The organism is Streptantibioticus ferralitis, from assembly GCF_029223525.1.
GTDB classification, from domain to species: Bacteria; Actinomycetota; Actinomycetes; order Streptomycetales; family Streptomycetaceae; genus Streptantibioticus_A; species Streptantibioticus_A ferralitis.
The window spans coordinates 138,767-160,354 of the sequence record NZ_JARHTQ010000014.1 but is presented as its reverse complement, the minus strand read 5'-3'; the positions used below and the strand labels follow the sequence as shown (position 1 = coordinate 160,354).

Here is a 21,588-nt window from a genome sequence, read left to right as displayed (position 1 = left end):
CATCGGCAGCACTGGTGAGTCCGGTGTGGGATGGCCACTTGCCATCGGCGGGGGTTTTCGACCAGGTGCAGCGGGGTGTCGGGGTGCAGGTCGAAGTGGTCCCGCAGCGTGTCCAGGTCGTAGGTCGGGGCTTCGGGGGAGGTGTTGATGGCCACTGCGTGCTGCTGCTCCGCTTCCTCGACGAAGTCCATTACTTCGAAGGACCCTTCCAGGCGGCGGGTGTCGACCATGGCCAGGGCGCCGAGTGCTCCCTGAGCGATGTCCTCCCATAACAGGTGGAACCGTCGCTGTCCCGGGGTTCCGAACAGGTACAGCACGAGATCGTTGGCACGGGTGAGGCGTCTGAAGTGGATGGCCACCGTGGTAGTGGTCTTGTCTTCACTTCGCCGGGTTGTCGACCAAGGCACCGACCTGCGTCATCACTTCCTCGGTGCACAGGGGCGCGATCCGGTCCAGGAAGCGGTGTGCCTGTGCAGGAGTGTCTCGATCGTGCGCTATGGCGTGTTCGGCAGCCTCTACCACGTCCGCCGCGCGTCCACGGACGGGTCAGCCGACAAGCCGTCAGGAAATTCAGCAGGGGGTCAGCATTGGTCCGAGTAAACCCTGCTACAGCCGAGCAGGCCTGAGAATCTCGCTCAGGCTCCGCAGAGCCCTCGCCCAAAAGCTCGACCGACCCTCCCAGTACCAGTCAGCGGCTCCGGCGTCACTTCCTAAGCGATCGGCTGCCGGGTGCGAATAGCCAGGTCAGCGCACACGACCGCGCGGTTTCAGCGGCCCTGGCGGGAGTGTGGGCGCGGTGAGTCGGGGGGCGTCGTAGCCGTGGACCTCGCCGAAGCGAGTGCCTTCCATCCACTCCGAGCGGGCCTGTACGATCTCCTCGCTGGTCCGCCCGATGAAGTTCCACCACATGACGATCTTCTCCTCGAACGGCTCGCCGCCGAGCAGTACGAGATCGGTCGCGGTGTCGGCGCGCAGTGGCAGTCCGGTCCGGCCGCAGCCCAGGTAGAGCAGCGAGCCGGGGGCAAGTGGCACATCGTCGACGATCGCGCCGCCCGACATGGTGAGCGCCGCGTACTCGAAGGACGGATCGAGCGGTAGCGTCACATCGGCGCCCGAGTCGAGCATCACGTCGGCGCCGACCAGCGGGGAGAAGGTCCTGCCCGGCGAGACGGCGCCGTCCAGCCCACCCAGGATGACGGTGGCCCGCAGGCCCGGAGCGGTGACCACCGGCAGTGCGGTGTGGTGGTCGAAGGCGGGAGCTGTGGCGCGGTGGGCGTCGGGGAGCGCGACCCACAGCTGTGCGCCGTGCAGGAGGCGGGCGTGTTCGCACGGGGACTGCTCGGAGTGCGCGATGCCGCGCCCCGACGTCATCAGGCCGAGCTCACCGGGACGTACGGTTTGCAGGCTGCCGAGGCTGTCGCGGTGCAGCACCTCGCCCTCGCGCAGCCAACTGACCGTCTGCAGGCCGATGTGCGGATGCGGTGGCACCTGCATACCGGGTTCTTCCGCGATGTCGTCCGGGCCATAGTGGTCGACGAAGCACCATGCGCCGATCATGCGCCTGCCCATGCTCGGCAGCAGGCGCCGCACTTCGGTGCTCTCGCCCAGCAACACCGGCCGTCCGGTGATGAGTTCGCGCACCGGCTCGGCCGCCACCGCGGCGCGGCCGCCACACGTCGACAGTTGGGGCTTGAGATCGAGATTGCTCATGGTGCCCACCGTAGGGTGATTCACGACGGCTGCTACGGAACGACGGTGACCGGCCAGCGGGCCGCCTTCACCAGGCGGACCGCGAGCGAGCCGATGATGCGGTGCCCCGCCTGCTCCGAGGCGCCGACGATGACGGCGTCGGCACGCAGCTGGTCGGCGGCCTGGGACAGGCCGGTGAACGGTTCCCCCGCGAAGGTGTGGAACTCCCAGCGCAGCGTGGACACCTCCCCCATCCGCTCGATCGCCTCGCGTACCTGGGCGACGATCTCCTCCGCGATCTGCGAGGTTGCCTCGGCCATCGGCACTCCGAGGCCGGCCGAGCCGACCATGGCCATCGGCTGCACGTACACCATGGCGAGCAGCGACCGCTGCCGCCGGGCCAGCCCGGCAGCGTAGGCGGCCGCCCGCCAGGACGAGTCGGAGCCGTCCACCCCGACGACGATCACCTTCGGGCCGTCGGTGCCGAGCTCGAAAACCGACTCGCCCTTGTTGTCAGTCACACCTTGAGCGTAGTCGGGCCAGAACGTTTCTCCCGACCGGGGCGCCAGGTCACGGTGCCGGGACGGGTGCCATCCGAACGCCTGGACCGGCACGGCGCGGGCCGCACAGCGACGCGGGCCCACGCCCCCTCCGCGAATTGGTGAACCCTTGGCCAACGCGCCGCTTGGCAACCCATTGCCGTTCGCCTCACCGTACTCACCAGTCGCTACCGTGCGCCTGCCTTTCCGCGGCCCCACGGACCTGGCGGGGCACGCAACCGTCTCCGGGTCCGTGCCACCGGTCGGGCATCCACCTCACCCAGCAGGAGGCACTTGTGATCGCTCGTCGATCGACTGCGGCGGCCATGGTCGCGGCAACGGCTCTGTTCCTCGGGGGACTGGCGCAGCCCGCCGTGGCGCAGCCGGTACAGAGCGCGGCCGGCGGATCGGGCGGTTCGCTCTCCGTCTTCGCGTGGAACGTCGACCTCGCGACGGCCGCGGTCGACACGCTGGAGAGCGAGAAGGCCGCTCAGCGCACCCCCGTGGTCGAGTCGGTGGTACGCCAGCGCAACGCCGATGTCGTCGTGCTGGACGAACTGTTCAACCATTCCTCGACCGAAGACATCACGGCGAAGCTCTCCGACCTGTACCCCTACCGGACGCCGGTGGTCGGCCAGGCGTGCTCCGGCGGGGGCTGGAACGGCATCAGCGGCAACTGCTCCAACTCCCCCTTCGTGATCAACGGCGGGACGATGATCCTGTCCAAGTACCCGATCACCGCCCAGTACGCGCATGTCTTCACCAACTCCACTTCGGGGACGTGGGACTACAACGCCAACAAGGGCGCCGCGCTCGTCCAGGTCGACAAGAACGGCAGCAAGACCTGGGTGGTGGGCACACATCTGCAGGCCGACCAGTCGAACACCTCAACCGACACCACGCAGGCCACCCGTCTCGCCCAGCTCGGCGAGATCCGCGACTGGGTGGACGGCATCGTCGGTGCCAGCGCCCCGGTGCTCATCGGTGGCGATCTGAACGTCGAGTACTTCAACGGCCAGACGCGCGGCGACTACGCCAACGCCCAAGCCGCGGTGGGCGGTGTACTCGGCACTCCGGCCAGCGACCCGTCGCAGACGCTGACCACCATCGACTGCAAGGTGTCGGCCTGGTGCCAGTACATGGCGGGTGTGGAGAGCTTCCCCACCGACTACGCCGATGATGTGGACTACATCGGCTACCTCGACGCGCCGGGGCGGCCGACGCCGACCGCGCTGCCGAACGTCGCCCTCGACTTCGACCCGCAGAGCGGTTGGACGTCGGGGCAGACCGACACCAACGCGCCCAGCGACCACTACCCGGTCGAGGCCACGTTCCAGCTGGGCTGACGGCCCAACAAGCTGACGGTCAACTCAGCATCCGCCTCGTACGAGTCACGCGTCCTCGTACGAGGCGGCCAGCTGCCGTGGCGCGGCCTGCCGCCAGGAGTCGAGCAGGATGGCCCGCAGCTCGTCGAGGTCCTCCACGGCGGCGAGCCTGACCCGCACCCAGGCGAAGTTGTCATCGTGACCGCGCCGTATGAAGAACTTCTCCGGTTCCGCGGCGATCAGCTCGTCCCGGTCGGACATCGGGCACTTGACGCTGATGGAGGCGTCGTCCTCGGCGAGCCACGCGAAGGACTTCCCGTGCACCCGAAAGGACGGCATGCCCCAGGCCAGCTTCTCCACGGCCTCCGGCAGGCAGAGCGCGATTCTACGGACATCGTCGGCGTCGGCCATCTCGGTCCTCCGTTCCCACCATTCACCACCGTTCACCACCGACGGTAGTGCCCGCCACTGACAACGGCCTCTGACAGCGCTTCCGTGCGCCGTCGACGCGTCCGGAACCACCCCTCGTACTCCCGGCGCAGTACGGCGCGACCACGGCGCGCTCCCGTCGGCTGACGTCCCGACGATCGCGAAGGGGCAAACTGGACCGCGCCCTTGTTCGTTTCCAGACCCCCGCCCGAGACTTCGCACTCCCGAGGACCCCCCGCATGTACCTGGCCCTTCGCCGGCTCTGGCGGTCCGGCCGCCGACTGCTGGCGGGCGCCGCCGCCCTCGCCGTACTGGTCGGGGGCGGTGCCGTGTCCCTCGCCGTCGCCGACGGTCCCACGCCCGTCCACCGCGAGGACCGGATCCTGTCCATGCCCGAGAGGCCGGGCAGCCCGACGGACGTACGGATCGACACCTCGTTCTTCACCTCCGGCGGTGGCGGACGCCGTCCCGCCATCCTGCTCGCGCACGGCTTCGGCGGCAGCAAGGACGATGTACGGGGGCAGGCCGAGCAGCTCGCGCGCTCCGGGTACGCGGTGCTGACCTGGTCCGCGCGTGGTTTCGGCCGGTCGACCGGTGCGATCGGTCTTGACTCACCCGACCGTGAAGTCGCCGACGTACGGCGGCTGATCGACTGGCTGGGGCATCGGCCCGATGTGGAACAGGACGGTCCGGACGACCCGCGTGTCGGTGTCACCGGCGCCTCCTACGGTGGGGCGATCGCCCTGCTCGCCGCCGGGTACGACAAGCGCGTCGACGCCATCGCCCCGCAGATCACCTGGTGGGACCTGGCCGATGCGCTCTTCCCGCAGAACGCCGCCGGGCAGGCCGCGGACTCCGGGGTCTTCAAGAAACTGTGGGCCGGCATCTTCTTCACAACGGGTTCCACCAGTTCCGCGCGGGGATCGGCTGCGCGCAGTGGCCCCGGGCGCTGCCGTTTCACCGCCGATCTGTGCGCGCTGTACGAGCGAGCCGCCGTCTCCGGACGTGCCGACGCCGCGGGCGTGACGCTGCTGCGACGGTCCAGCCCGTCTTCCGTCGGCGACCGGATCAAGGTGCCCACGCTGGTGCTCCAAGGCCAGAACGACTCCCTCTTCCCGCTGGACCAGAGCGATGCGATGGCCCGTACCATCGCCGCCAACGGGGCACCCATCGCGGTGGACTGGACCTCGGGCGGCCACGACGGCGGCAACCAGGAGTCCGACCGCGTCGACACCCGGATCACCGCCTGGTTCGACCGGTACCTCAAGCACGACGCGAAGGCGGGCACCGGCCCGGCGTTCCGGGTCACCCGCTCCGGCGGGATCGACACCACGACCGGGCAGCCGGTCCTGCGCGGCGCGACGGACGGACGGTACCCGGGACTGAACGGCACCACCGACCGCACTCTGCGGTTGACCGGCCACCAGCAGGAGGTCGCCAATCCGGCCGGAGGCTCACCGCCCGCCGTCTCGGCCGTTCCCGGACTCGGCGGGGCGGCCTCCCAACTGGGCAGCCTTGGCCAGGGCCTGGCGCTGGACTTCCCCGGCCAACGCGCGGTGTTCGACTCAGCGGTGCTGACCTCACCGCTGACGGTGACCGGATCGCCTCGGGTACGACTCACCGTGTCGTCGAACGCGGATGCCGGTGACGCGGTGCTCTTCGCCAAGGTGTACGACGTGAGCGCGGGCGGCCAGCAGCTCCTACCGAGCCAACTGGTCGCACCGCTGCGGGTGACCGGCGCGGGCGGTGGACGCACCGTGACGGTCAGCCTGCCCGCCATAGATCACGAGTTCCCGGCCGGGCACCGGTTGCGCCTCGCCCTGGCGTCCACCGATCTCGGCTACGCCTCCCCCGCCGCCCCCGCCGTCTACCGGGTCTCCCTCGCGTCCGGGAGCGGCGGCCCCGGGCTGAGCGTGCCTACGGTGCCGTCGCTCACCACCGGCCAGCCCGGGCTGCCGGTCTGGACCTGGGTGGTGCCCGCCGTCGCGGTCGCCGCGGCCGCCGCGCTGCTGCTCAGCGGACGCCGCGGGCTCGGCCGTAGGACCGGACCGGCCGCTGCGCGCCAGCCCGAACCCGCCCTGCTGGACGTGCCATTGGAGATCTCCGGGCTGTCCAAGCGGTATCACGGCAGCACGGAGCGCTATGCCGTGCGGGAGCTGTCCTTCCGGGTGGAGCGCGGGCAGGTGCTGGGGCTGCTCGGTCCCAACGGCGCGGGCAAGACCACCACCATGCGCATGATGATGGGCCTGATCCGGCCCGACGCAGGAGACATCCGGATCTTCGGGCGATCGGTTCGCGCCGGGGCGTCGGTCCTCTCACGGGTGGGCGCGTTCGTGGAGGGCGCGGGATTCCTGCCGCATCTGACCGGTCGGGCCAACCTCGACCTGTACTGGCGCGCCACCGGCAGGCCCGCGGAAGACGCGCACCTCACCGAGGCGTTGGAGATCGCCGACCTCGGTGACGCCCTTGATCGGCCGGTACGGACGTACTCGCAGGGCATGCGGCAGCGCCTCGCCATCGCGCAGGCCATGCTCGGCCTGCCCGACCTGCTGATCCTGGACGAGCCGACCAACGGACTCGACCCGCCGCAGATCCGCCAGATGCGGTCGGTGATCACCCGCTATGCGGCGACGGGCAGGACGGTCATCGTCTCCAGTCACCTCCTCTCCGAGGTGGAACAAAGCTGTACGCATCTCGTCGTCATGGACAAGGGACAACTCATCGCGGCCGGACCGGTCGCCGAGATCACCGGTGGCGGTGACCTGATGTCCGTCGGGGTGGAGCCGATGGCGGACACCGAGTTGGCGGCGACGGCCGGGAAACTGGCCGGGTTGCCGGGCGTCGGCGCGGTTCAGACCGTGGCGGACGGACTGCTGGTGCGGCTGGACAGGATGACCGTGCCGGAGCTGTTGGCCGAACTGCTGCGGCTGGGCGTGCCGGTGACCCGGGTCGGCCCGCACCGCCGCCTGGAGGACGCGTTCTTGACCCTGATCGGAGGCCCGGCGTGACCAGCACCCGTGGCGCGAGCAGCGCCGCCGGTACGGCCCGTACGCCTGACGAGACCGGCGCCGGCACGGCTGACACGACCGCGAACACCCCACGCACCGGCGGCGCGCCGGGCGCGGCCCCCGGTTACCGGCCCGGCCGCACGCTGCCGCTGCGGGTGGAGGCGGTACGCCAACTGCTGCGCCGTAGAACCCTGGTGGCGTTCGCGGTGGTGCTGCTGCTGCCCGCCGTGGTGTGGGCGGCCTTCGCTATCGGCGGCACCCCGCATGGCCGCGACAACATTCCCTCGCTCATCGATGTGGCCACCTCCTCGGGGCTCAACTTCGCGCTTGCGGTGCTCTTCGTCTCCAGCGGCTTCCTGCTCACCCTGCCGGTGGCGCTGTTCTTCGGTGACACGGTGGCGTCCGAAGCAGGCTGGTCGTCGCTGCGCTATCTGCTGGCGGCGCCGGTCCCCCGCGCACGGCTGCTGACCAGCAAGGCGCTGGTCGCCTTCGGCTTCAGCGCGGCGGCGGTCCTGGCGCTGCCCGCCGTCGCGCTCGCGGTCGGCACGGCCGCGTACGGATGGGGAGATCTCCAACTGCCCGCCGGTGGCACGCTGCCCGCCGGAACGGCCGCGCTGCGCTTCGCGGCGATCGCGGGTTATGTCTTCGTCAGCCAACTCGCCGTGGCAGGGCTCGCGTTCTGGCTGTCGACGGTGACCGATGCTCCGCTGGGCGCCGTCGGCGGAGCCGTGGGCATGGCGATCCTCTCCAACATCCTCGACGCGATCACGGCACTGGGCTCGCTGCGGAACATCCTGCCCACGCACTGGCAGTACGCCTGGGCCGATGCCCTGCAGCCCGACCTGGAGTGGACGGGCATGGTGAAGGGCGCCTCCGTAGCGCTGTCCTATGCCGTGGTCTGCGCCGCCCTCGCGTTCCGCGGCTTCCAGCGCAAGGACATCGTGTCGTGACCGCGCGGCTGGAGCTCCCGCCCGCCGACGCAACGCTCTCGCCGCTGACCGGTTGGACCCGTGCGCACTGGGAGGCGGTGGCCGACCGGCTGCTGGACGGCCTCGTCCCGTACGCGACGCCGGGCTGGGCGCAGTACCGCCTTCCCGGGCGGGCCAGTTGCTCGGGGGACGACTCGGACGGGCTCGAAGGATACGCGCGGTCATTTCTGCTGGCCTCCTTCCGCATCGCGGGCGCCGACGGCCAGGTGGACCAGCGCCTGACAGAACGCTACGCGCGGGGTCTGACAACGGGCACCGACCGCACCAGCGACGAGGCGTGGCCGCAACTCGCCGCCTGCTCACAGCCCATGGTGGAAGCGGCCTCGATCGCCATCGGGCTGCACGAGACCCGCCGCTGGATCTGGGACCGGCTGGAGGCTGCCGTGCAGCAGCGGGCCGTCGACTGGTTCTCCGGCTTCCTGGGAAACCGGACGCATGACAACAACTGGCGGCTCTTCCAGGTGGTGTGCGAGCAGTTCCTGGCTTCGGTCGGCGCTCCGTACCGCCAGGCGGACATCGACGGCGGTCTGGAGCGGATCGAGGACTGGTACGTCGGCGACGGCTGGTACACCGACGGCGACGGCCGCAATTTCGACTACTACAACGGCTGGGCGATGCACCTGTACCCACTGATGTGGGCACGCATCGCCGGGGAGCACGCCGACCCCGCCCGGGTGGCCGCCTACCGCGACCGCCTCCGCCGGTTCCTGGACGGATACCAGCACTTCTTCGGCTCCGACGGCGCCCCCGTGCACCAGGGCCGGTCGCTCACCTACCGCTTCGCGACCGTGGCGCCGGTGTGGCTGGGCGAACTCGCCGACGCCACACCGCTCGCCCCCGGCCGCACCCGCCGCCTCGCCTCCGGTGTGCTGCGGCACTTCACCGAACGGGGGGTGCCCGACGAGCGCGGGTTGCTGAGCCTCGGCTGGTACGCGCCGTTTCTCCCGGTCACCCAGGACTACTCGGGACCCGCGTCGCCGTACTGGGCGAGCAAAGGCTTCCTCGGGCTGCTGCTGCCCGCGCGGCACCCGGTGTGGACCGCGCCCGAACTCCCCTTGCCCGTCGAGGAGTCGGACCAGTACGTGGCGCTGCCCGCGCCCGGCTGGCTGCTGCACGGGACCCGCGGCGACGGGATCGTACGACTGCTCAACCACGGCAGCGACCGTGCCGACCCGGATACCGCGGACCCGTCCGACGACCCGCACTACGCGAAGCTCGGCTACTCCTCGCGCACCGCGCCGGAGACCGCGCCGCACGCCCGGGCCTCCCGGCTCGACGGCCATCTGGCGCTGGTGGCCGCCGACGGCACGGCCTCCCGCCGTACCGCCATCCACCCGCTGACCGTCTCACCCTCCCGCGCCGCGTCCTGGTACGCGGCCCGCCTCCCGGGAGACCAGAGCGAGTACCGCGTCGAGACCACCGCCCTGCCGCACGGCGGTTGGGAGATCCGCGTCCACCGGGTCGAGGCGCCCGCGGGAGCCACGGTCCGCGACGGCGGCTACGCGCTCGCCGGACCGGAACCGCCGGTGGCCGAGGCTGGTGACCACTGGGCGCTGGCGCGTCGCGGTGACGGTCTGACCAGCGCCGTCGTCGGCCTGTACGGCTGGTGTGGTGGGCATGTCGCCCGTCACACCAACGCCAACGCCCTCGGCCGGTGTTCGGCCGTTCCGTACCTCACCTCGGCTCCGCACCCGGGCGGTCGCAGCGTCCATGTGACGCTTGTCGCGCTGACCGGCGCCCCGCTGGACGTGGCCTCGCTGTGCGAGGGCATCACAGCCGAGGTGGTGGACGGTGCGGCCGTCATCCGTTTCGCCGACGGCCCCGAGCTGCGCGCCTGACGAGCTGTCAATTCCATTCATCTCCAAACGCGACATGAACCTGTAGTCCGGCCGTTCCGGTCCCAACAACCAGTCGACGCGGGGTACCTGATGGCTGATGTACCAGCCGTTCCGCTGGCGCTTGACCAGCACTGGTCATGCGGCAGCCGCCCCGTCATGTCTTCACGGTACGCCGACGCGGTCGATCGTGAACGCGCTGCCGATGTGCGAGCGCCGCAGCGGCTCGGCCGGGAAGCGCGGGAGCTCGCGGAGCCGCGGTGCTCGGCGGCGCGACCGGCGGTAACTGCGATCGGGGCCCGGTTTGGGCTGAGCGCTGTGGAGGGCGGGTTCCGCCGTCCACAGCGCTCAGGGAGTCGGCCGGTTCCCGGGTTGCCGAGGCGGACGAGAGCGCCGAGGGTGCATCAAAGCTCCTATATTCAGGCCGACTTGCCGCAGGTCACCCGTAGCGGGGGCCGCCAAACCCCGCTCCGGGTCCTCATCGGTCAGCCGCCAGGTCCAGTTCCGCTTGAGCCGCCGCCGCGGGTGGCCACGCGGGCCAGCCGGCTGCCGGAGGCACGGCCACAGCCCTCCACCATGACTCGGCGGGCGGTTGGCCGCTGGGCTCGAACGGCTGGCCCGGCTTCGGTGCGGCGGCAGCCACACCGGCCCTGTGGGCGGCGTACATGGTCTGTTCGATCGGCTCGGCCCACGGGTGGAAGGCCAGGTTGAACGTGCCCCAGTGGATGGGCAGCAACACGCCCTGTGCCGGGTCGTCCCGCTGCAGATCGAGGTGTGTACGTATCCCCTCACCAGGGGTCATGTGTATGTCCGGCCAGTAGTCGCTGTAGGCGCCGATCTGGATCATCGTGGCATCGAAGGGGCCGTGCTTGGCGCCTATGTCGGCGAAGCCCGGGAAGTATCCGGTGTCGCCGCTGTGGTAGATCCGGTGCTCGGGTCCGCGTACTGCCCAGGAGGCCCACAGCGTGTGCTGGGTGTTGCGGATGCCGCGCCCGCAGAAGTGCCGGGCCGGCGTGGCCGTGAAGGTGAGTCCGGCGATCGTCGAGGACTCCTGCCAGTCGAGCTCGGTCATCTGCCGGGTGGGCACACCCCACCGTTCCAGATGTGAACCGACGCCCAGCGGCACGACGAACTGCGTTCCGGTGCCGACCAGTTGCCGGATCGTCGGCAGATCCAGGTGGTCGTAGTGGTCGTGCGAGATGACCACGGCGTCCAGCGGTCCCAGTTCGGTCAGCGGTACGGGCACGGGATGGACCCGCCGCGGTCCGACGAAGCCGAACGGGGAACAGCGCTCGCCCCACACCGGATCGAACAGCACCCGCCGCCCGTCGATCTCGGCGAGCACACTGGAGTGCCCCATCCACGTCAGGCGCAGTCCCGACGACGGTGGGGTGGCCAGTTCGGCAAGGGTGTACGGATACACCGGCACCGGGGCCGCGGGTCGCCTGGGGATCCGGTCGGCCTTGCGCAGCTGGGACTTGAGCATGCCCCAGGCGGACCCGCGCGGCGGGCCCGACGGACCGGTCGGGTTGACGAACACGCCGTCCTCGAAGTTCGGGGAGCTCTGGATGCGGGCCATCCGCTCCCGGGTCGGGTCGGCGCCGAAGGAGAGGGGACGCCAGCCGCTCATGCGCGCCGTCCCGGCTGCCCGTAGGCGCGCTCCACGCGCAGCCGCATGACCACCCGCCGGTCGGCCACCATCGCCGCCCGGTACTCGTCCCAGTCGGGGTGCTCACCGCGGACCGCGCGGTAGAGGTCGACGAGTTCTTCCACCGCGTCGTCGTGCGGGTCGGCGGCGACCTCGGACAGCTCGGCGGTTCCGTCCGCGACGGTCCAGCTCCAGCGGTCGGCACTGGTGACGTGGTAGCTGGCGCGCGGGTCGCGGCGCAGATTGCGGGTCTTGGCGCGGTCGTCGGTGATGGACACCCGGACGATCCGCTCCTTGGGGTCGTAGTGGTGGTTGACGTTGGACAGCTGGGGCCGTCCGTCACGCTTGAGGGTGACCAGGACCCCGCCGTCCACTTCAGTGAGCAGCTGCAGCAGTGCTTCCTGGTGCTCGTCGCGCCGGTCGACGCCCGAATCGATTCCCGTCATGTCGGCCTCAACGCACGGCCGCGACGTGGTGTTCCACTTGACCACCGCGGTCACCCGTCAAGGCCACTGGCCCGGAGGGTGATGTTCAGCCGACCGGTCAGGCCGAGCGCCATTGGGGACGTGCCGGGGAGCGTGCGGGGCACTCCGTGGTAGGCGAGGCGGGACGCACCGCCGAAGACGAACAGGTCGCCGCTGCGTAGTTCCACATCGGCCCACGGGCGGGTCCTGGTCCGGGTGTTGCCGAAACGGAAGACACAGGTGTCGCCAAGGCTGAGCGAGACGACCGGCGCGTCGCAGCGCTCGTCGCTGTCCCGGTGCAGGCCCATCGAGGCGCCCGCCGTATAGAAGTTGACGAGCGCGGTGTCGTACGGGTCGGTGCACGGATATCCGTACGCCTCGGCGACGGCGGCAGCGGCCAGCTCGCCAAGCCGGTCGGGGAACGGTTTCACCGGCGCGCGATCGCCGTCGACCACGGTCCGCGCGTAGCCGTAGGGGAACCAGTGCCAGCCGAGGCAGACCGTGCGGACCGACATCTGGCCACCGCGCGGCATCGTCACGGTCCGCAGCCCGGCGGGTGGCCGGGCCCACTCGCGGCAGGATGCGAGCAGCCGCCGCTGGGCATCCAGGTCGAGCCAGCCGGGTATATGGACGGCGCCTGGTGCGATATGCGCGCGCGGCCGTGCGAACAGCTCGTCGGTCACGTTCTCACTGTACGTACGGGGTACGAAGGGCCGTCCCGCAACGAGGGCGAGCGGCCGCACGCTGCGGGGCGCGCGAGCCGCAACCCACGGCGCACCGGCTCCGCCGGACAGGCCCTATGCCCGGACCGACCCCACCGGCCTGCGCGATGCGCAGACGTGGGCGGCCGTGACCGCGTCGTGTTCGCGCAGCGGGCCGACCTGAAGGCCCCGCCGCTCGCAGGTGTCGAGGAGGAGGGGCAGGGCGCCGAGCGCGGACCGCCAGGCGCCGGGAGCCGATGTGCAGTCGGAGTCATGGAGCAGGATGGTGCCGCCGCCGCGCAGATCGGCGGTGACGGTGCGGTACACCGAGCGCGGGGTGGCCCGCCGGGTCCAGTCCTCGCCCCAGCAGGTCCACAGCACGGGGGTCAGGCCGAGCCGCCGGACCGCCAGATGCGCGGACGTGGACATCACGCCGTACGGGGGCCGGAACAGCCGGGGTGCCCGCCCGGTGATCTCGGCCACCCGGTCGTGGGCACGGGCGAAGTCGTCGTACGTGGCGCGCGGGCCGCGCAGCAGCAGGGGCCGGTGCTGCCAGCCGTGGATGCCGATCTCGTGTCCGGCCGCGGCCATTTCCTTCAGGAGTTCCGGGGAGCGGTTGGCCATCGAGCCGAGGACGAAGAACGTGGCCCGGATCCGGTACTCGTCGAGCACCCGCAGGAAGAACGGAGTGGACAGCGGATCGGGGCCGTCGTCGAAGGTCAACGCCACGTGGTCGGCCCGCCCCTGGCCGGACAGCCCCGGCATCAGACGGTTGCGCAGCGGCCCGAGGGTGGAGACGACGGGAGCGGCGTGGACGGCGGCGAGTGTCGGCAGCACAACGCATCCGGCCTTGAGGACCGTACGGGCCAGGCCGGGCTTCCGGGAGGCGGGCATCGGCACTCCTTCTTACGGGACTTACGGGGCTTACCAGTGGGGGGACGGTCGGCCCGCGGGCGGTTGGTGCGTTAGACGGCCGGTGGGCCGGATCGGTTCGCGTCCGATCGGCGGTTACGTCAGCGGCCGAGGTCGTGCAGCAGATGGAAGCTGCCGCGGGCCACCGCGGCCTCGGTGGTCTCGGGACTGGCGAGCATCGTGGTGGCCAGGGCGGCGGCGAGCACGATGGCGGTTCTTCGACCGGCCGGACGGCGCCCCCCGGCCGGGGCGGCCACCGCGTCGGGAGCCGGTCCGGCGACGGCGGACCCGGCGGCAGCCAGGATCTCGGCGACCGGTCCGGCGACCGGGTCCTCGCTGAACAGCGCGAGCCCGGCGGCGCGTTGGGCCTGGCCCAGGGGGCCTTCGAGGAGTTCGGTCAGGACCGGCTTGAGCTCGTCCTGGGAGCGGACCCAGACGGCGAGGCCGGCTTCCGCGAGGGCGGCGGCGTTGGTCCGGCCGTGGCCCGGGATGCAGCCGTAGGAGGCGACCGGCAGTCCGCTGGCGAAGGCCTCCAGCGAGGTGAGTCCCCCGGCGTTCTGCACGAGGACGTCGGAAGCGTGCATCAGGCCTGGCATGTCCTCGACCCAGCCGAAGGCGTGCTCGACGCCCGAGGCGCGCAGGCGGTCGGCGAGCGCCTGGTTGCGGCCGCAGACCACGACCGGCACGGCCGCGCCGCTGTCGCGGATCTCGGTGGCGGCCTGCTCCACCGGGCCGACTCCCCAGGAACCCGCGACCAGCAGCGCCAGCGGCGCCCGCTCGGGGAGGCCGAAGCGGGCGCGGGCGGCGTCCCGCTCGGCCGCGGTCGCCGGGGCGAACCGCGGGTTGACGACCGGGCCGCTGGCGGTGACGTTCTCGGCCCCCGCCGCGACGGCCTGCTCGGCCGGTACCGGGTGGGCGGCGAGATGGGTGTCCACTCCGTCGGCCACCCACATCGGGTGAACGGAGAAGTCGGTGAGATAGGTGAGCACCGGGACGTTCAGCCGCCCTGCGCGGCGCAGCGCGCCGAGCACCTGGCTGGCCAGCGGGTAGGTGGAGACCACGGCGCGGGTGTCCGGCGGCAGGATGCGCAGCGTGGCGTGTTCGGCCCGGCGCAGTACCGCACGGGTCAGCCGTCCGCTGTCGCCGCCGCGCTCGGTGGCGGCGTAGATGCGCTGGTAGGCCCAGGGGGCGTAGTTGAGCAGCTGGTGGTAGCTGCCGCAGATCAGCGGTCCGAGCCGGGCGGGCAGCAGATCGAGGAAGTCACAACGGTCGACGGTGGCACCGGCGGCGGTGAGCCGCCGGGCGAGTTCGGCGGCGGCGCCGTCGTGCCCCGCGCCGACGCTCGCGGAGACGACCACGATCCGGCCCGGGCCGCTGACCGCTGGGCTGTGGGGGTACGACACGACCGACCTTGCCTCCGTACGTCGGGGAACGCTCCGCACGGACGACCTGGGGCGCCCCGGAGCCGAACGCCGGTGCGGCGCGGCGCGATGGGGTGCGGGCATGCGGCACTCTACAACGTGTAGTAGTTGACTTCCGACCCACCAGACCCGGGAAAAGCCCAGATCCACGAGCGAGATGCAAGTGGCCGACCCGGCGTCACCGAGGTTTTACGAGAAGTAGTAGATTGCGGGGTTGTATCGCGGGGGTGGATGTCATATGCGAGGAGGCCGGTCAGGTGGCAGGCGTTAAGCGGCGCGGGGCGGCGCACGGCAACGGCCGTAGGGCCGCCGGAGAGCTGGAGGCCGGTGTACTGGCCGCACTCTGGGCCGCGGGCGAGCCCCTGACGGCCGCGCAGGTCAACGAGCAGCTTCCCGGCGATCTCGCGTACACCACCGTGCTGACGATCCTGTCCCGGCTCTACGACAAGGGGGTGCTGACCCGGCACCGCGAGGGGCGCGGCTATGCGTACGCCCCCGTCGAGGACGAGGCCACGCACACCGCGGAGCGGATGCGCTCGCTGCTCGACCGCGGCCCGGACCGGGCCGCGGTGCTCTCCCGGTTCGTCTCCGAACTCTCCGCCCAGGACGAGCGGCTGCTCCACCGGCTCCTCGCCGAGCAGGGTCGCCTGGCGTCCGATCACGCCAGCCCCCTGGCATAGCACGGCAGTTGGGCAGCGGGTTCAGGGCCGGTGGCACGACCGCGCCCCGGCCCGGCCCCGGCCCGAGGTGAACGGCTGCCTAGCGGGGGATGAACAGCTCTCCCTGGCCGACGTCACATTTACGGCCTGTAGTACGTTCTCCACTGCCCGGGGCCTGTCCGGGTTCTGCCCCCTCGACCAAAGGTCGTCGATGTCCGTCCTGACCTACCCCGAAGCCATCGGCGTCGGCCTGTTGCAAGGCGTCACCGAGCTGTTTCCGGTTTCCAGCCTCGGCCACAGCATCCTGCTGCCCGCGCTGCTCGGCGGGCAGTGGAAGCATGACCTCGATGTGTCCGCCGAAGGCTCGCCCTACCTCAATGTGCTGATCGGGCTGCATCTGGCCACCGCGGTCGCGCTCGTCGTCTACTTCCGGCGGGACTGGGCCAAGGTGATGCGCGGGCTGTTCAGCTCGATACGCCAGCGCCGGATCCAGACCGTCGAGCAGCGGCTCGCCTGGCTGCTGATCGTGGCCACGATTCCGGTCGGCGTCGCCGGCCTCGCGCTGGACAAGGTCTTCCGCAGCACCCTCGGCAAACCCATCCCGACCGCCGCCTTCCTCGCACTCAACGGCATCGTGCTGTACGTCACCGAGCAGTTGCGGCGCGGTGGCACCGGACGGCGCCGGGCGGGCTCGTCGCTCGCGCCCGGCGAGGAGCACCTCGACCCCGACGATCTGTCCGATCAGCGGATCACCAAGCTCACCTTCGGCCAGGCCACCTGGATCGGTGCCGCGCAGATCCTCGCGCTGCTCCCCGGTATCAGCCGCTCTGGATCGACCATCAGCGCCGGGATCTTCCGGGGCATGAGCCACGAGGACTCCGCGAGGTTCGCCTTCCTGCTGGCGACACCTGTGATCGGCGCGGCGGCGCTGCTGAAGTTGCCCTCACTGCTCGGTCCAGCGGGTGACAACATCCGGGGCCAGCTGCTGGCGGGCAGCGTGGCGGCCTTCGTCGCGGGGTACGTGGCGGTGCGCTTCCTCACCAAGTACTTCGAAACGCGGACGCTGACGCCGTTCGCCATCTACTGCACGCTGGCCGGCCTCGGCAGCCTCGCCTACTTCACACTCGCCTGAGCATCCGGCCGCCGGATCAGCGGCCTATCTCCTTGCGGGTGACCCTCTTCAGCCTGGCCCGCTGTGAGGGGTCGAGCAGCAGATAGCCGCCGACCGGCACGCCGACGATGATCAGCAGTGCGGCCCACAGCGGCAGCACCCACAGCAGCACAAGCCCTACCGCCGCGCCCCCGACGGCATACGTAGCGCGCTTCGACATCGCTTCCTCGCCCTCCGTCCGCGGTACGGGCCGTGCCACCACGGTCCGTCTTCCGCCCCGTACGGTCAACGCCACCGTCGGCCGTCCGGTTCCCGCTCATCCTTCATACACCCGTACGGGTGTATGGCGGGGTCAGTCGAGCGTCGCCGTGAGGGTGATGGTGGTACCGGCGAGCGCCTGGCTGACCGGGCAGTGCTTCTTGGCGTCCGCGGCCGCCGCCGAGAAGGCGGCCGCGTCCACCCCTGACACCTCGCCGCGCACGGTCAGGTGAATCCCGGTGATGCCCTCAGTCGGCTGGAAGGCCACCTCGGCCCGCGTGTGCAGCGTGGTGGGCGGCGTACCGGCCCTGGTCAGGACGTCCGACAGCGCCATCGAGTAGCAGCTCGAATGGGCCGCCGCGATCAGCTCCTCGGGGCTGGTCCTTTCGTCGGGCTGCTCCGTTCGGGAGTCCCAGGTGAGCTCGGCTTCACCGATCCCCGAGGAGTCGAAGGTGACGGTGCCCCTCCCGTCGAGCAGGTTGCCCTCCCAGACGGTGTGCGCGATGCGCTTCGTGGCCACGGCGGTTCCTCCTGTGGGTAGGGCGCGTGCGGCGACGGCTACGGGATGCGAGTGGCCCGCACTGCCGGTGTTATGGAACCCATGCGGGTGGTACGGGTGAGGTGTACGTGGTGCGGTCTTCCCGATCATCCGTACCGCGGGCACCGTGCGGTCGCACGCCCCGTGGATTCGGGACGGCTCGCCCTTCCGGACCTATTCCGGGCGCCGTGCGGACCGCTCGGGGACATTCACGTGCCGCAGACACTTCACGGGAATCACTCGTCTCTGAGAGCCTTCACATCCGATTCTCATAGTTGTCGTCGATGATCTTCTCGCGAGGGCAACGAACGCCCTCATCGGCCTTTGGCAGAAGGGTCACCGCATGTTCAGGCAGCAGCGGATCCGGCGCAGCGAGTCACGCCGCGCCCTCTCCCGCCGCGTGTGCCGCAATGTGGCACTGGTCCTGGGCTGGCTGATCGTGGTCGCCATAGGGAGCACCGCCAGCGCGGCGGCGCTGTCCGCCTCGGCCACGGCGCAGGGCACCTCACACTCCGTGCACAACACCCAGGCCATCGCCACGGTCGGTGCCATCTTCCACGGCGAGGTGTCGACCGACGGGGACCACTTCTGCACGGCGAGCGTCGTCAAGAGCGCGAGCAAGGATCTACTGATGACCGCCGCGCACTGCGTCAGCAACGGCACCGACGACCTGTACTTCGTACCCGGTTACCACGACGGGAAGGCCCCGTACGGCGTCTGGAGGCTCGACAAGGCGACGCTGGACCCGCGCTGGAGCAATGACGAGGACCAGGATCTCGACGTCGCCTTCGTCAGCGTCCAGCCGCTCGGCGGCCGCCACGTCCAGGACGTGGTCGGCGGCTACACGCTGGGCATCAACAAGAGCTACACCAGCACCGTGCGGCTGACCGGCTACCCGTCCGACGAAGACGCCCCGATCACCTGCGTGAACCGCGTTTCCGCCTACAGCTCCACCCAGTTGCGGATCGCCTGCACCGCCTACAGCGGCGGCACCAGCGGCAGCCCCTGGCTCACCGGCGGCAACACCGTGATGGGCGTCATCGGCGGCTTCCAGCAGGGCGGCAACACCGATGACGTGTCGTACAGCGCCTACTTCGACAACGACATCGCCGCGCTCTACCAGCGGGCCACCGCCACCCCCGCATGACCGAGCGGGCTCACCAGCCCGCCGCGACCGCCGTCAGCTCGCCGTACACGGCCGTGATCTGCGGCAGCGCGACCGCCCCCGTACGCGTGGCCGGGAAGATCGTGTTGATCGGCGCAATCTCCGGCTCCAACGAGGCGACCACAGCGCCCGAGGCCAACTCGCGACGGCACAGACAGCGCGGCAGCACGCTCACCCCGGCGCCCGCCACGACGGCGGCGAGCACGCTGCGCAGGACGGGGACGACGACCGCCGCCGAGCCCTTCGCCCGGGCACCGAACACCGTGCGCCAGTAGCGGCGGACGATCGCCGGCACGCGGCGCACTGGCCGTCATCACCGCCGTCGAACAGGACGACCCGCCGCTGCGGCTGCCGATCGGCGCCGAGCCCTTCGCCCGGATCCGCTCCACCCGGCAGGCTCGCCTGCTGGGTGGGACGCGGTGGAAGCGCTGGGCTCGGACACCGCCTTCGCGTGACGGACACATGAGACGGACACATGACAGGGGTGCCACGGAATCCGCGGCACCCCTGTCGTTTCCGTAGCGCGGACGCCTTTTGCCTCTCAGGCAAAAAATTTGCCTGAGAGGCACGGCCGGTGTGCACTGAACACATGACCGACAGCGTGCCCTCCGGAGCCGAGCCCGGACTGTCCCCGACCCGCGAGATCAGCGGACTCGGGTTGCGGCTGCGTGACCGGCGGCGGCGCAGCGGACTGACGCTGGAAGCGGCGGCCTCGCGGGTCGGCCTGTCCCCCGCGTATCTGTCGCGCCTGGAGTCCGAGCAGCGACAGCCCTCGCTCCCGGTGCTGCTGGGCCTCTCCCGAGTCTACGGGACGACGGTGGCCGAGTTGCTGGGCGAAGAGGCGGCCGCACACGACCCGATCATCCGCGCGGGACGGATGGAACCGGCCCGAGCGGGAGGTTGGAGCTACCGGCGCGCGGGCGGGCCCGACCGGGCCATGCAGGCGCTCAAGGTGCACGTCCCGCCCGCGGTGCAGGACGCCGTCGTCCGGGTGCACCCCGGCGAGGAGTGGCTGTACGTGGCTTCCGGACGGCTGCGGCTGACACTCGGCGATGTCGTCGACGTCCTCGGCCCAGGGGACTCGGCGCACTTCGACTCGCTGACCCCGCACCAGTTGGCCGCCGCGTCGGCCGAAGGGGTCGAGTTGCTCTTCGTCCACACACTGCTGCAGAGCCCGTTGGGCGGGTTGTGTATCGATCAGGGCAACCGCGTCCCCTGATCCGTCCGCGAACCGGCCACGCCGTGAAGGAAGGTGTCTTCGCCATGCCCGAATCCAACCCCGCCCCCATCTCCGCGAACAACAAGATCAAGTCCCTCACACCGAAGTGGCTGAGCCGGGGTCTGGCCATCCGCGTCTTCATCTACCTCGTCGGGGCTCATCTGTTCGCGGCCTTCCTCTATCTCCTGTTCTGGCTCGGCGCCAACGCCTCGCACTCCCACTGATCGCGGGCCGACTCGGCGCCGGGGCCGGGCAGTCACTCCGGTGACGCCCGCCCGGCATGAGCCGACGGCCGTGGAGCACAATCGCTCATATGACCGCCCTTGAGCGCCCCGCTGACCGGCTCTGGAGCATCGCCCCGGAACCGGTGGACGGAACCACCGCCACCGCGCTGCTGCGCGAGTACTACACGGACATCGTGCACCGGTACTACCGGGTCCACCGCGGACGCGACGCAGGCCAGGCCGAGATCGACGTGGCGCTCGCCGACGAGCCGAGTGGTCATCTGGCCCCGCCCACCGGCGAGTTCCTGATCGCCCGGCACGACGGCGAGGTGGCCGGATGCGCCGGAGTGCACCTGCTCGCGCCGGGCACCGCGGAACTCAGCCGGGTGTTCATACGGCCCGGATCCCGCCGCCACGGCGGCGGGATCCTACTGATCACGGCTGCCGAGCGGGTGGCCCGGCAGACCCTGGGCGCCGCGCTGCTACGGCTGGACACCCGGCACGATCTGGTCGAGGCCCGTGCGCTGTACGCGAGGCTGGGCTACGCCGAGATCCCCGCGTACAACAACTCCCCTTACGCGCAGCACTGGTTCGAGAAGCCGCTGGGCTGAGCCAGCGACTCACTCCTTGACGCCGACCCCGCCGTAGAAGGCGATCCGGCGCAGATCCGCGGCGCTCGGCAGCGCACCGTCCGGACGCCACAGCGGCACCTGGACGACGCCGGGATCGAGCAGTTCGAAACCGTCGAAGAGCGGGAGGAACTCGTCGTAGCCGCGGAGCGTCAACTGGGCCGTGGCGTTCTTGTAGACCTCCCGGGCATCGCCGTCGCTGTCCTGGTGGAAATCGGCGGTGCCATGGGTGAGGACAAGATGGCTGCCGTCGGGCAGGTGCCCGGTGAGCGCGGCGAGGATTCCGGCCGGGTCCTCCTCGTCCTTGACGAAGTGCAGTACGGCGACGAGCAGCACGGCCACCGGCTGGTCGAAGTCGATCAGCTCCCGGACCACCGGATGCCCGAGGATCGCCTTCGGCTCACGGACGTCGCCGAGGACGAACCCGGCGTTGCCCGTGTTGGTGAGCTTGGCCCCGGCGTGCGCCGCCACGATGGGGTCGTTGTCGACGTAGGCGACGCGCACATCGGGTGCGATCTCCCCTGCCACCTCATGGGTGTTGGGCGAGGTGGGAATGCCGGTGCCGATGTCGATGATCTGGCGGACGCCGCTGTTGACGACGGTGCGCACCGCCCTGCGCATGAAGGCGCGGTTGGCGCGGGCGCTCGCGGGCGCCTCCGGGGCGATGGCGATGACGCGTTCCGCGGCCTCGCGGTCGACCTCGTAGTTGTCCCGGCCGCCCAGGTAGTAGTCGTACATCCGGGCCGGATGGGGTCTGCTGGTGTCTATCTCTTCTGCGGGGAAGCCTGGCTCGATCACGCCATCCTCCTTTTCTCGGCTGGGTAG

22 protein-coding genes and 1 pseudogene are annotated in these 21,588 nt (G+C 70.8%); 10 read left to right on the top strand and 13 right to left on the bottom strand.

Translation table 11 applies throughout. From position 1 onward, the window contains the following. Positions 1 to 68 precede the first annotated feature (68 nt). The 3 genes and pseudogenes from P2L57_RS21980 to P2L57_RS21970 form a co-directional block, all read right to left on the bottom strand. A pseudogene (locus tag P2L57_RS21980) lies at positions 69 to 498 on the bottom strand (GTP-binding protein); the annotation flags it as partial. Positions 499 to 744: 246 nt separating this feature from the next. Continuing rightward, positions 745 to 1,710, bottom strand: coding sequence for a pirin family protein (locus P2L57_RS21975; RefSeq protein WP_275817151.1), 966 nt, complete (start codon positions 1,708 to 1,710; stop codon positions 745 to 747). Positions 1,711 to 1,742: 32 nt separating this feature from the next. Continuing rightward, entirely contained in the window at positions 1,743 to 2,210 is a 468-nt protein-coding gene (locus P2L57_RS21970; protein WP_275817150.1) for a universal stress protein, read from the bottom strand. 314 nt (positions 2,211 to 2,524) lie between these two features. Here P2L57_RS21970 and P2L57_RS21965 point away from each other — a divergent pair, with 314 nt between their 5' ends. Beyond that, positions 2,525 to 3,574: a sphingomyelin phosphodiesterase gene (locus P2L57_RS21965; protein WP_275817149.1), complete on the top strand. Its 1,050-nt coding sequence runs from the start codon at positions 2,525 to 2,527 to the stop codon at positions 3,572 to 3,574. A 45-nt stretch (positions 3,575 to 3,619) separates the two neighbouring features. On the opposite strand, the gene P2L57_RS21960 is transcribed toward P2L57_RS21965, so the two are convergent. Beyond that, positions 3,620 to 3,964 (bottom strand): MmcQ/YjbR family DNA-binding protein, encoded by a 345-nt coding sequence (locus P2L57_RS21960; RefSeq protein WP_275817147.1) that lies wholly within the window; start codon positions 3,962 to 3,964, stop codon positions 3,620 to 3,622. Positions 3,965 to 4,221: 257 nt separating this feature from the next. Here P2L57_RS21960 and P2L57_RS21955 point away from each other — a divergent pair, with 257 nt between their 5' ends. The 3 genes from P2L57_RS21955 (at position 4,222) to P2L57_RS21945 (ending at position 9,817) form a co-directional block, all read left to right on the top strand. Then, positions 4,222 to 6,990, top strand: a complete 2,769-nt coding sequence (locus P2L57_RS21955; protein WP_275817145.1) for a CocE/NonD family hydrolase — start codon at positions 4,222 to 4,224, stop codon at positions 6,988 to 6,990. 143 nt (positions 6,991 to 7,133) lie between these two features. After that, complete coding sequence (locus tag P2L57_RS21950; protein ID WP_275817187.1) at positions 7,134 to 7,940, top strand: ABC transporter permease; 807 nt, start codon at positions 7,134 to 7,136, stop codon at positions 7,938 to 7,940. Next, on the top strand, positions 7,937 to 9,817 hold the full coding sequence (locus tag P2L57_RS21945; RefSeq protein WP_275817143.1) for a DUF2264 domain-containing protein: 1,881 nt from the start codon (positions 7,937 to 7,939) through the stop codon (positions 9,815 to 9,817). Before P2L57_RS21950 ends, P2L57_RS21945 begins: the two co-directional genes overlap by 4 nt. 475 nt (positions 9,818 to 10,292) lie before the next feature. Here the strand turns inward: P2L57_RS21945 and P2L57_RS21940 are convergent, their stop codons facing one another. The 5 genes from P2L57_RS21940 to P2L57_RS21920 form a co-directional block, all read right to left on the bottom strand. Further along, positions 10,293 to 11,444, bottom strand: coding sequence for an MBL fold metallo-hydrolase (locus tag P2L57_RS21940; RefSeq protein ID WP_275817141.1), 1,152 nt, complete (start codon positions 11,442 to 11,444; stop codon positions 10,293 to 10,295). Next, a complete protein-coding gene (locus P2L57_RS21935; RefSeq protein WP_275817139.1) occupies positions 11,441 to 11,908 on the bottom strand; it encodes a PPOX class F420-dependent oxidoreductase in 468 nt (155 codons plus the stop codon). The genes P2L57_RS21940 and P2L57_RS21935 overlap by 4 nt, the downstream gene beginning before the upstream one ends. Before the next feature lie 50 nt (positions 11,909 to 11,958). Next, a complete protein-coding gene (locus P2L57_RS21930; RefSeq protein WP_275817137.1) occupies positions 11,959 to 12,609 on the bottom strand; it encodes an alpha-ketoglutarate-dependent dioxygenase AlkB family protein in 651 nt (216 codons plus the stop codon). A gap of 114 nt (positions 12,610 to 12,723) precedes the next feature. After that, on the bottom strand, positions 12,724 to 13,521 hold the full coding sequence (locus tag P2L57_RS21925; protein WP_275817135.1) for a polysaccharide deacetylase family protein: 798 nt from the start codon (positions 13,519 to 13,521) through the stop codon (positions 12,724 to 12,726). A 119-nt stretch (positions 13,522 to 13,640) separates the two neighbouring features. Next, complete coding sequence (locus P2L57_RS21920) at positions 13,641 to 14,942, bottom strand: MGDG synthase family glycosyltransferase (RefSeq protein WP_275817133.1); 1,302 nt, start codon at positions 14,940 to 14,942, stop codon at positions 13,641 to 13,643. Positions 14,943 to 15,217: 275 nt separating this feature from the next. Between P2L57_RS21920 and P2L57_RS21915 the strand changes: the two genes are divergently transcribed. After that, a complete protein-coding gene (locus tag P2L57_RS21915) occupies positions 15,218 to 15,640 on the top strand; it encodes a BlaI/MecI/CopY family transcriptional regulator (RefSeq protein WP_275817131.1) in 423 nt (140 codons plus the stop codon). 190 nt (positions 15,641 to 15,830) lie between these two features. Further along, the gene (locus tag P2L57_RS21910; protein ID WP_275817129.1) at positions 15,831 to 16,751 is read left to right on the top strand and encodes an undecaprenyl-diphosphate phosphatase; all 921 of its coding nucleotides are present in this window, start codon (positions 15,831 to 15,833) and stop codon (positions 16,749 to 16,751) included. A 16-nt stretch (positions 16,752 to 16,767) separates the two neighbouring features. On the opposite strand, the gene P2L57_RS21905 is transcribed toward P2L57_RS21910, so the two are convergent. Both P2L57_RS21905 and P2L57_RS21900 read right to left on the bottom strand, forming a co-directional pair. Beyond that, positions 16,768 to 16,950, bottom strand: coding sequence for a tail-anchor membrane protein (locus P2L57_RS21905; RefSeq protein WP_275817128.1), 183 nt, complete (start codon positions 16,948 to 16,950; stop codon positions 16,768 to 16,770). Between the two features lie 132 nt (positions 16,951 to 17,082). Then, positions 17,083 to 17,508: an OsmC family peroxiredoxin gene (locus P2L57_RS21900; RefSeq protein ID WP_275817127.1), complete on the bottom strand. Its 426-nt coding sequence runs from the start codon at positions 17,506 to 17,508 to the stop codon at positions 17,083 to 17,085. 361 nt (positions 17,509 to 17,869) lie between these two features. Between P2L57_RS21900 and P2L57_RS21895 the strand changes: the two genes are divergently transcribed. Further along, the gene (locus P2L57_RS21895; RefSeq protein WP_275817126.1) at positions 17,870 to 18,673 is read left to right on the top strand and encodes a trypsin-like serine peptidase; all 804 of its coding nucleotides are present in this window, start codon (positions 17,870 to 17,872) and stop codon (positions 18,671 to 18,673) included. 10 nt (positions 18,674 to 18,683) lie between these two features. On the opposite strand, the gene P2L57_RS21890 is transcribed toward P2L57_RS21895, so the two are convergent. Then, entirely contained in the window at positions 18,684 to 18,986 is a 303-nt protein-coding gene (locus P2L57_RS21890) for a LysR substrate-binding domain-containing protein (RefSeq protein WP_308292500.1), read from the bottom strand. A 294-nt stretch (positions 18,987 to 19,280) separates the two neighbouring features. Here P2L57_RS21890 and P2L57_RS21885 point away from each other — a divergent pair, with 294 nt between their 5' ends. The 3 genes from P2L57_RS21885 to P2L57_RS21875 all read left to right on the top strand — a co-directional run bounded on the left by P2L57_RS21885 (position 19,281) and on the right by P2L57_RS21875 (position 20,745). Continuing rightward, positions 19,281 to 19,910: a helix-turn-helix domain-containing protein gene (locus tag P2L57_RS21885; RefSeq protein ID WP_275817125.1), complete on the top strand. Its 630-nt coding sequence runs from the start codon at positions 19,281 to 19,283 to the stop codon at positions 19,908 to 19,910. A gap of 44 nt (positions 19,911 to 19,954) precedes the next feature. Beyond that, complete coding sequence (locus tag P2L57_RS21880; protein ID WP_275817123.1) at positions 19,955 to 20,134, top strand: DUF6126 family protein; 180 nt, start codon at positions 19,955 to 19,957, stop codon at positions 20,132 to 20,134. Between the two features lie 89 nt (positions 20,135 to 20,223). Beyond that, positions 20,224 to 20,745: a GNAT family N-acetyltransferase gene (locus P2L57_RS21875; RefSeq protein ID WP_275817121.1), complete on the top strand. Its 522-nt coding sequence runs from the start codon at positions 20,224 to 20,226 to the stop codon at positions 20,743 to 20,745. 9 nt (positions 20,746 to 20,754) lie between these two features. On the opposite strand, the gene P2L57_RS21870 is transcribed toward P2L57_RS21875, so the two are convergent. Beyond that, positions 20,755 to 21,561 (bottom strand): SAM-dependent methyltransferase, encoded by an 807-nt coding sequence (locus P2L57_RS21870; RefSeq protein WP_275817119.1) that lies wholly within the window; start codon positions 21,559 to 21,561, stop codon positions 20,755 to 20,757. Between the last annotated feature and the right edge of the window lie 27 nt (positions 21,562 to 21,588).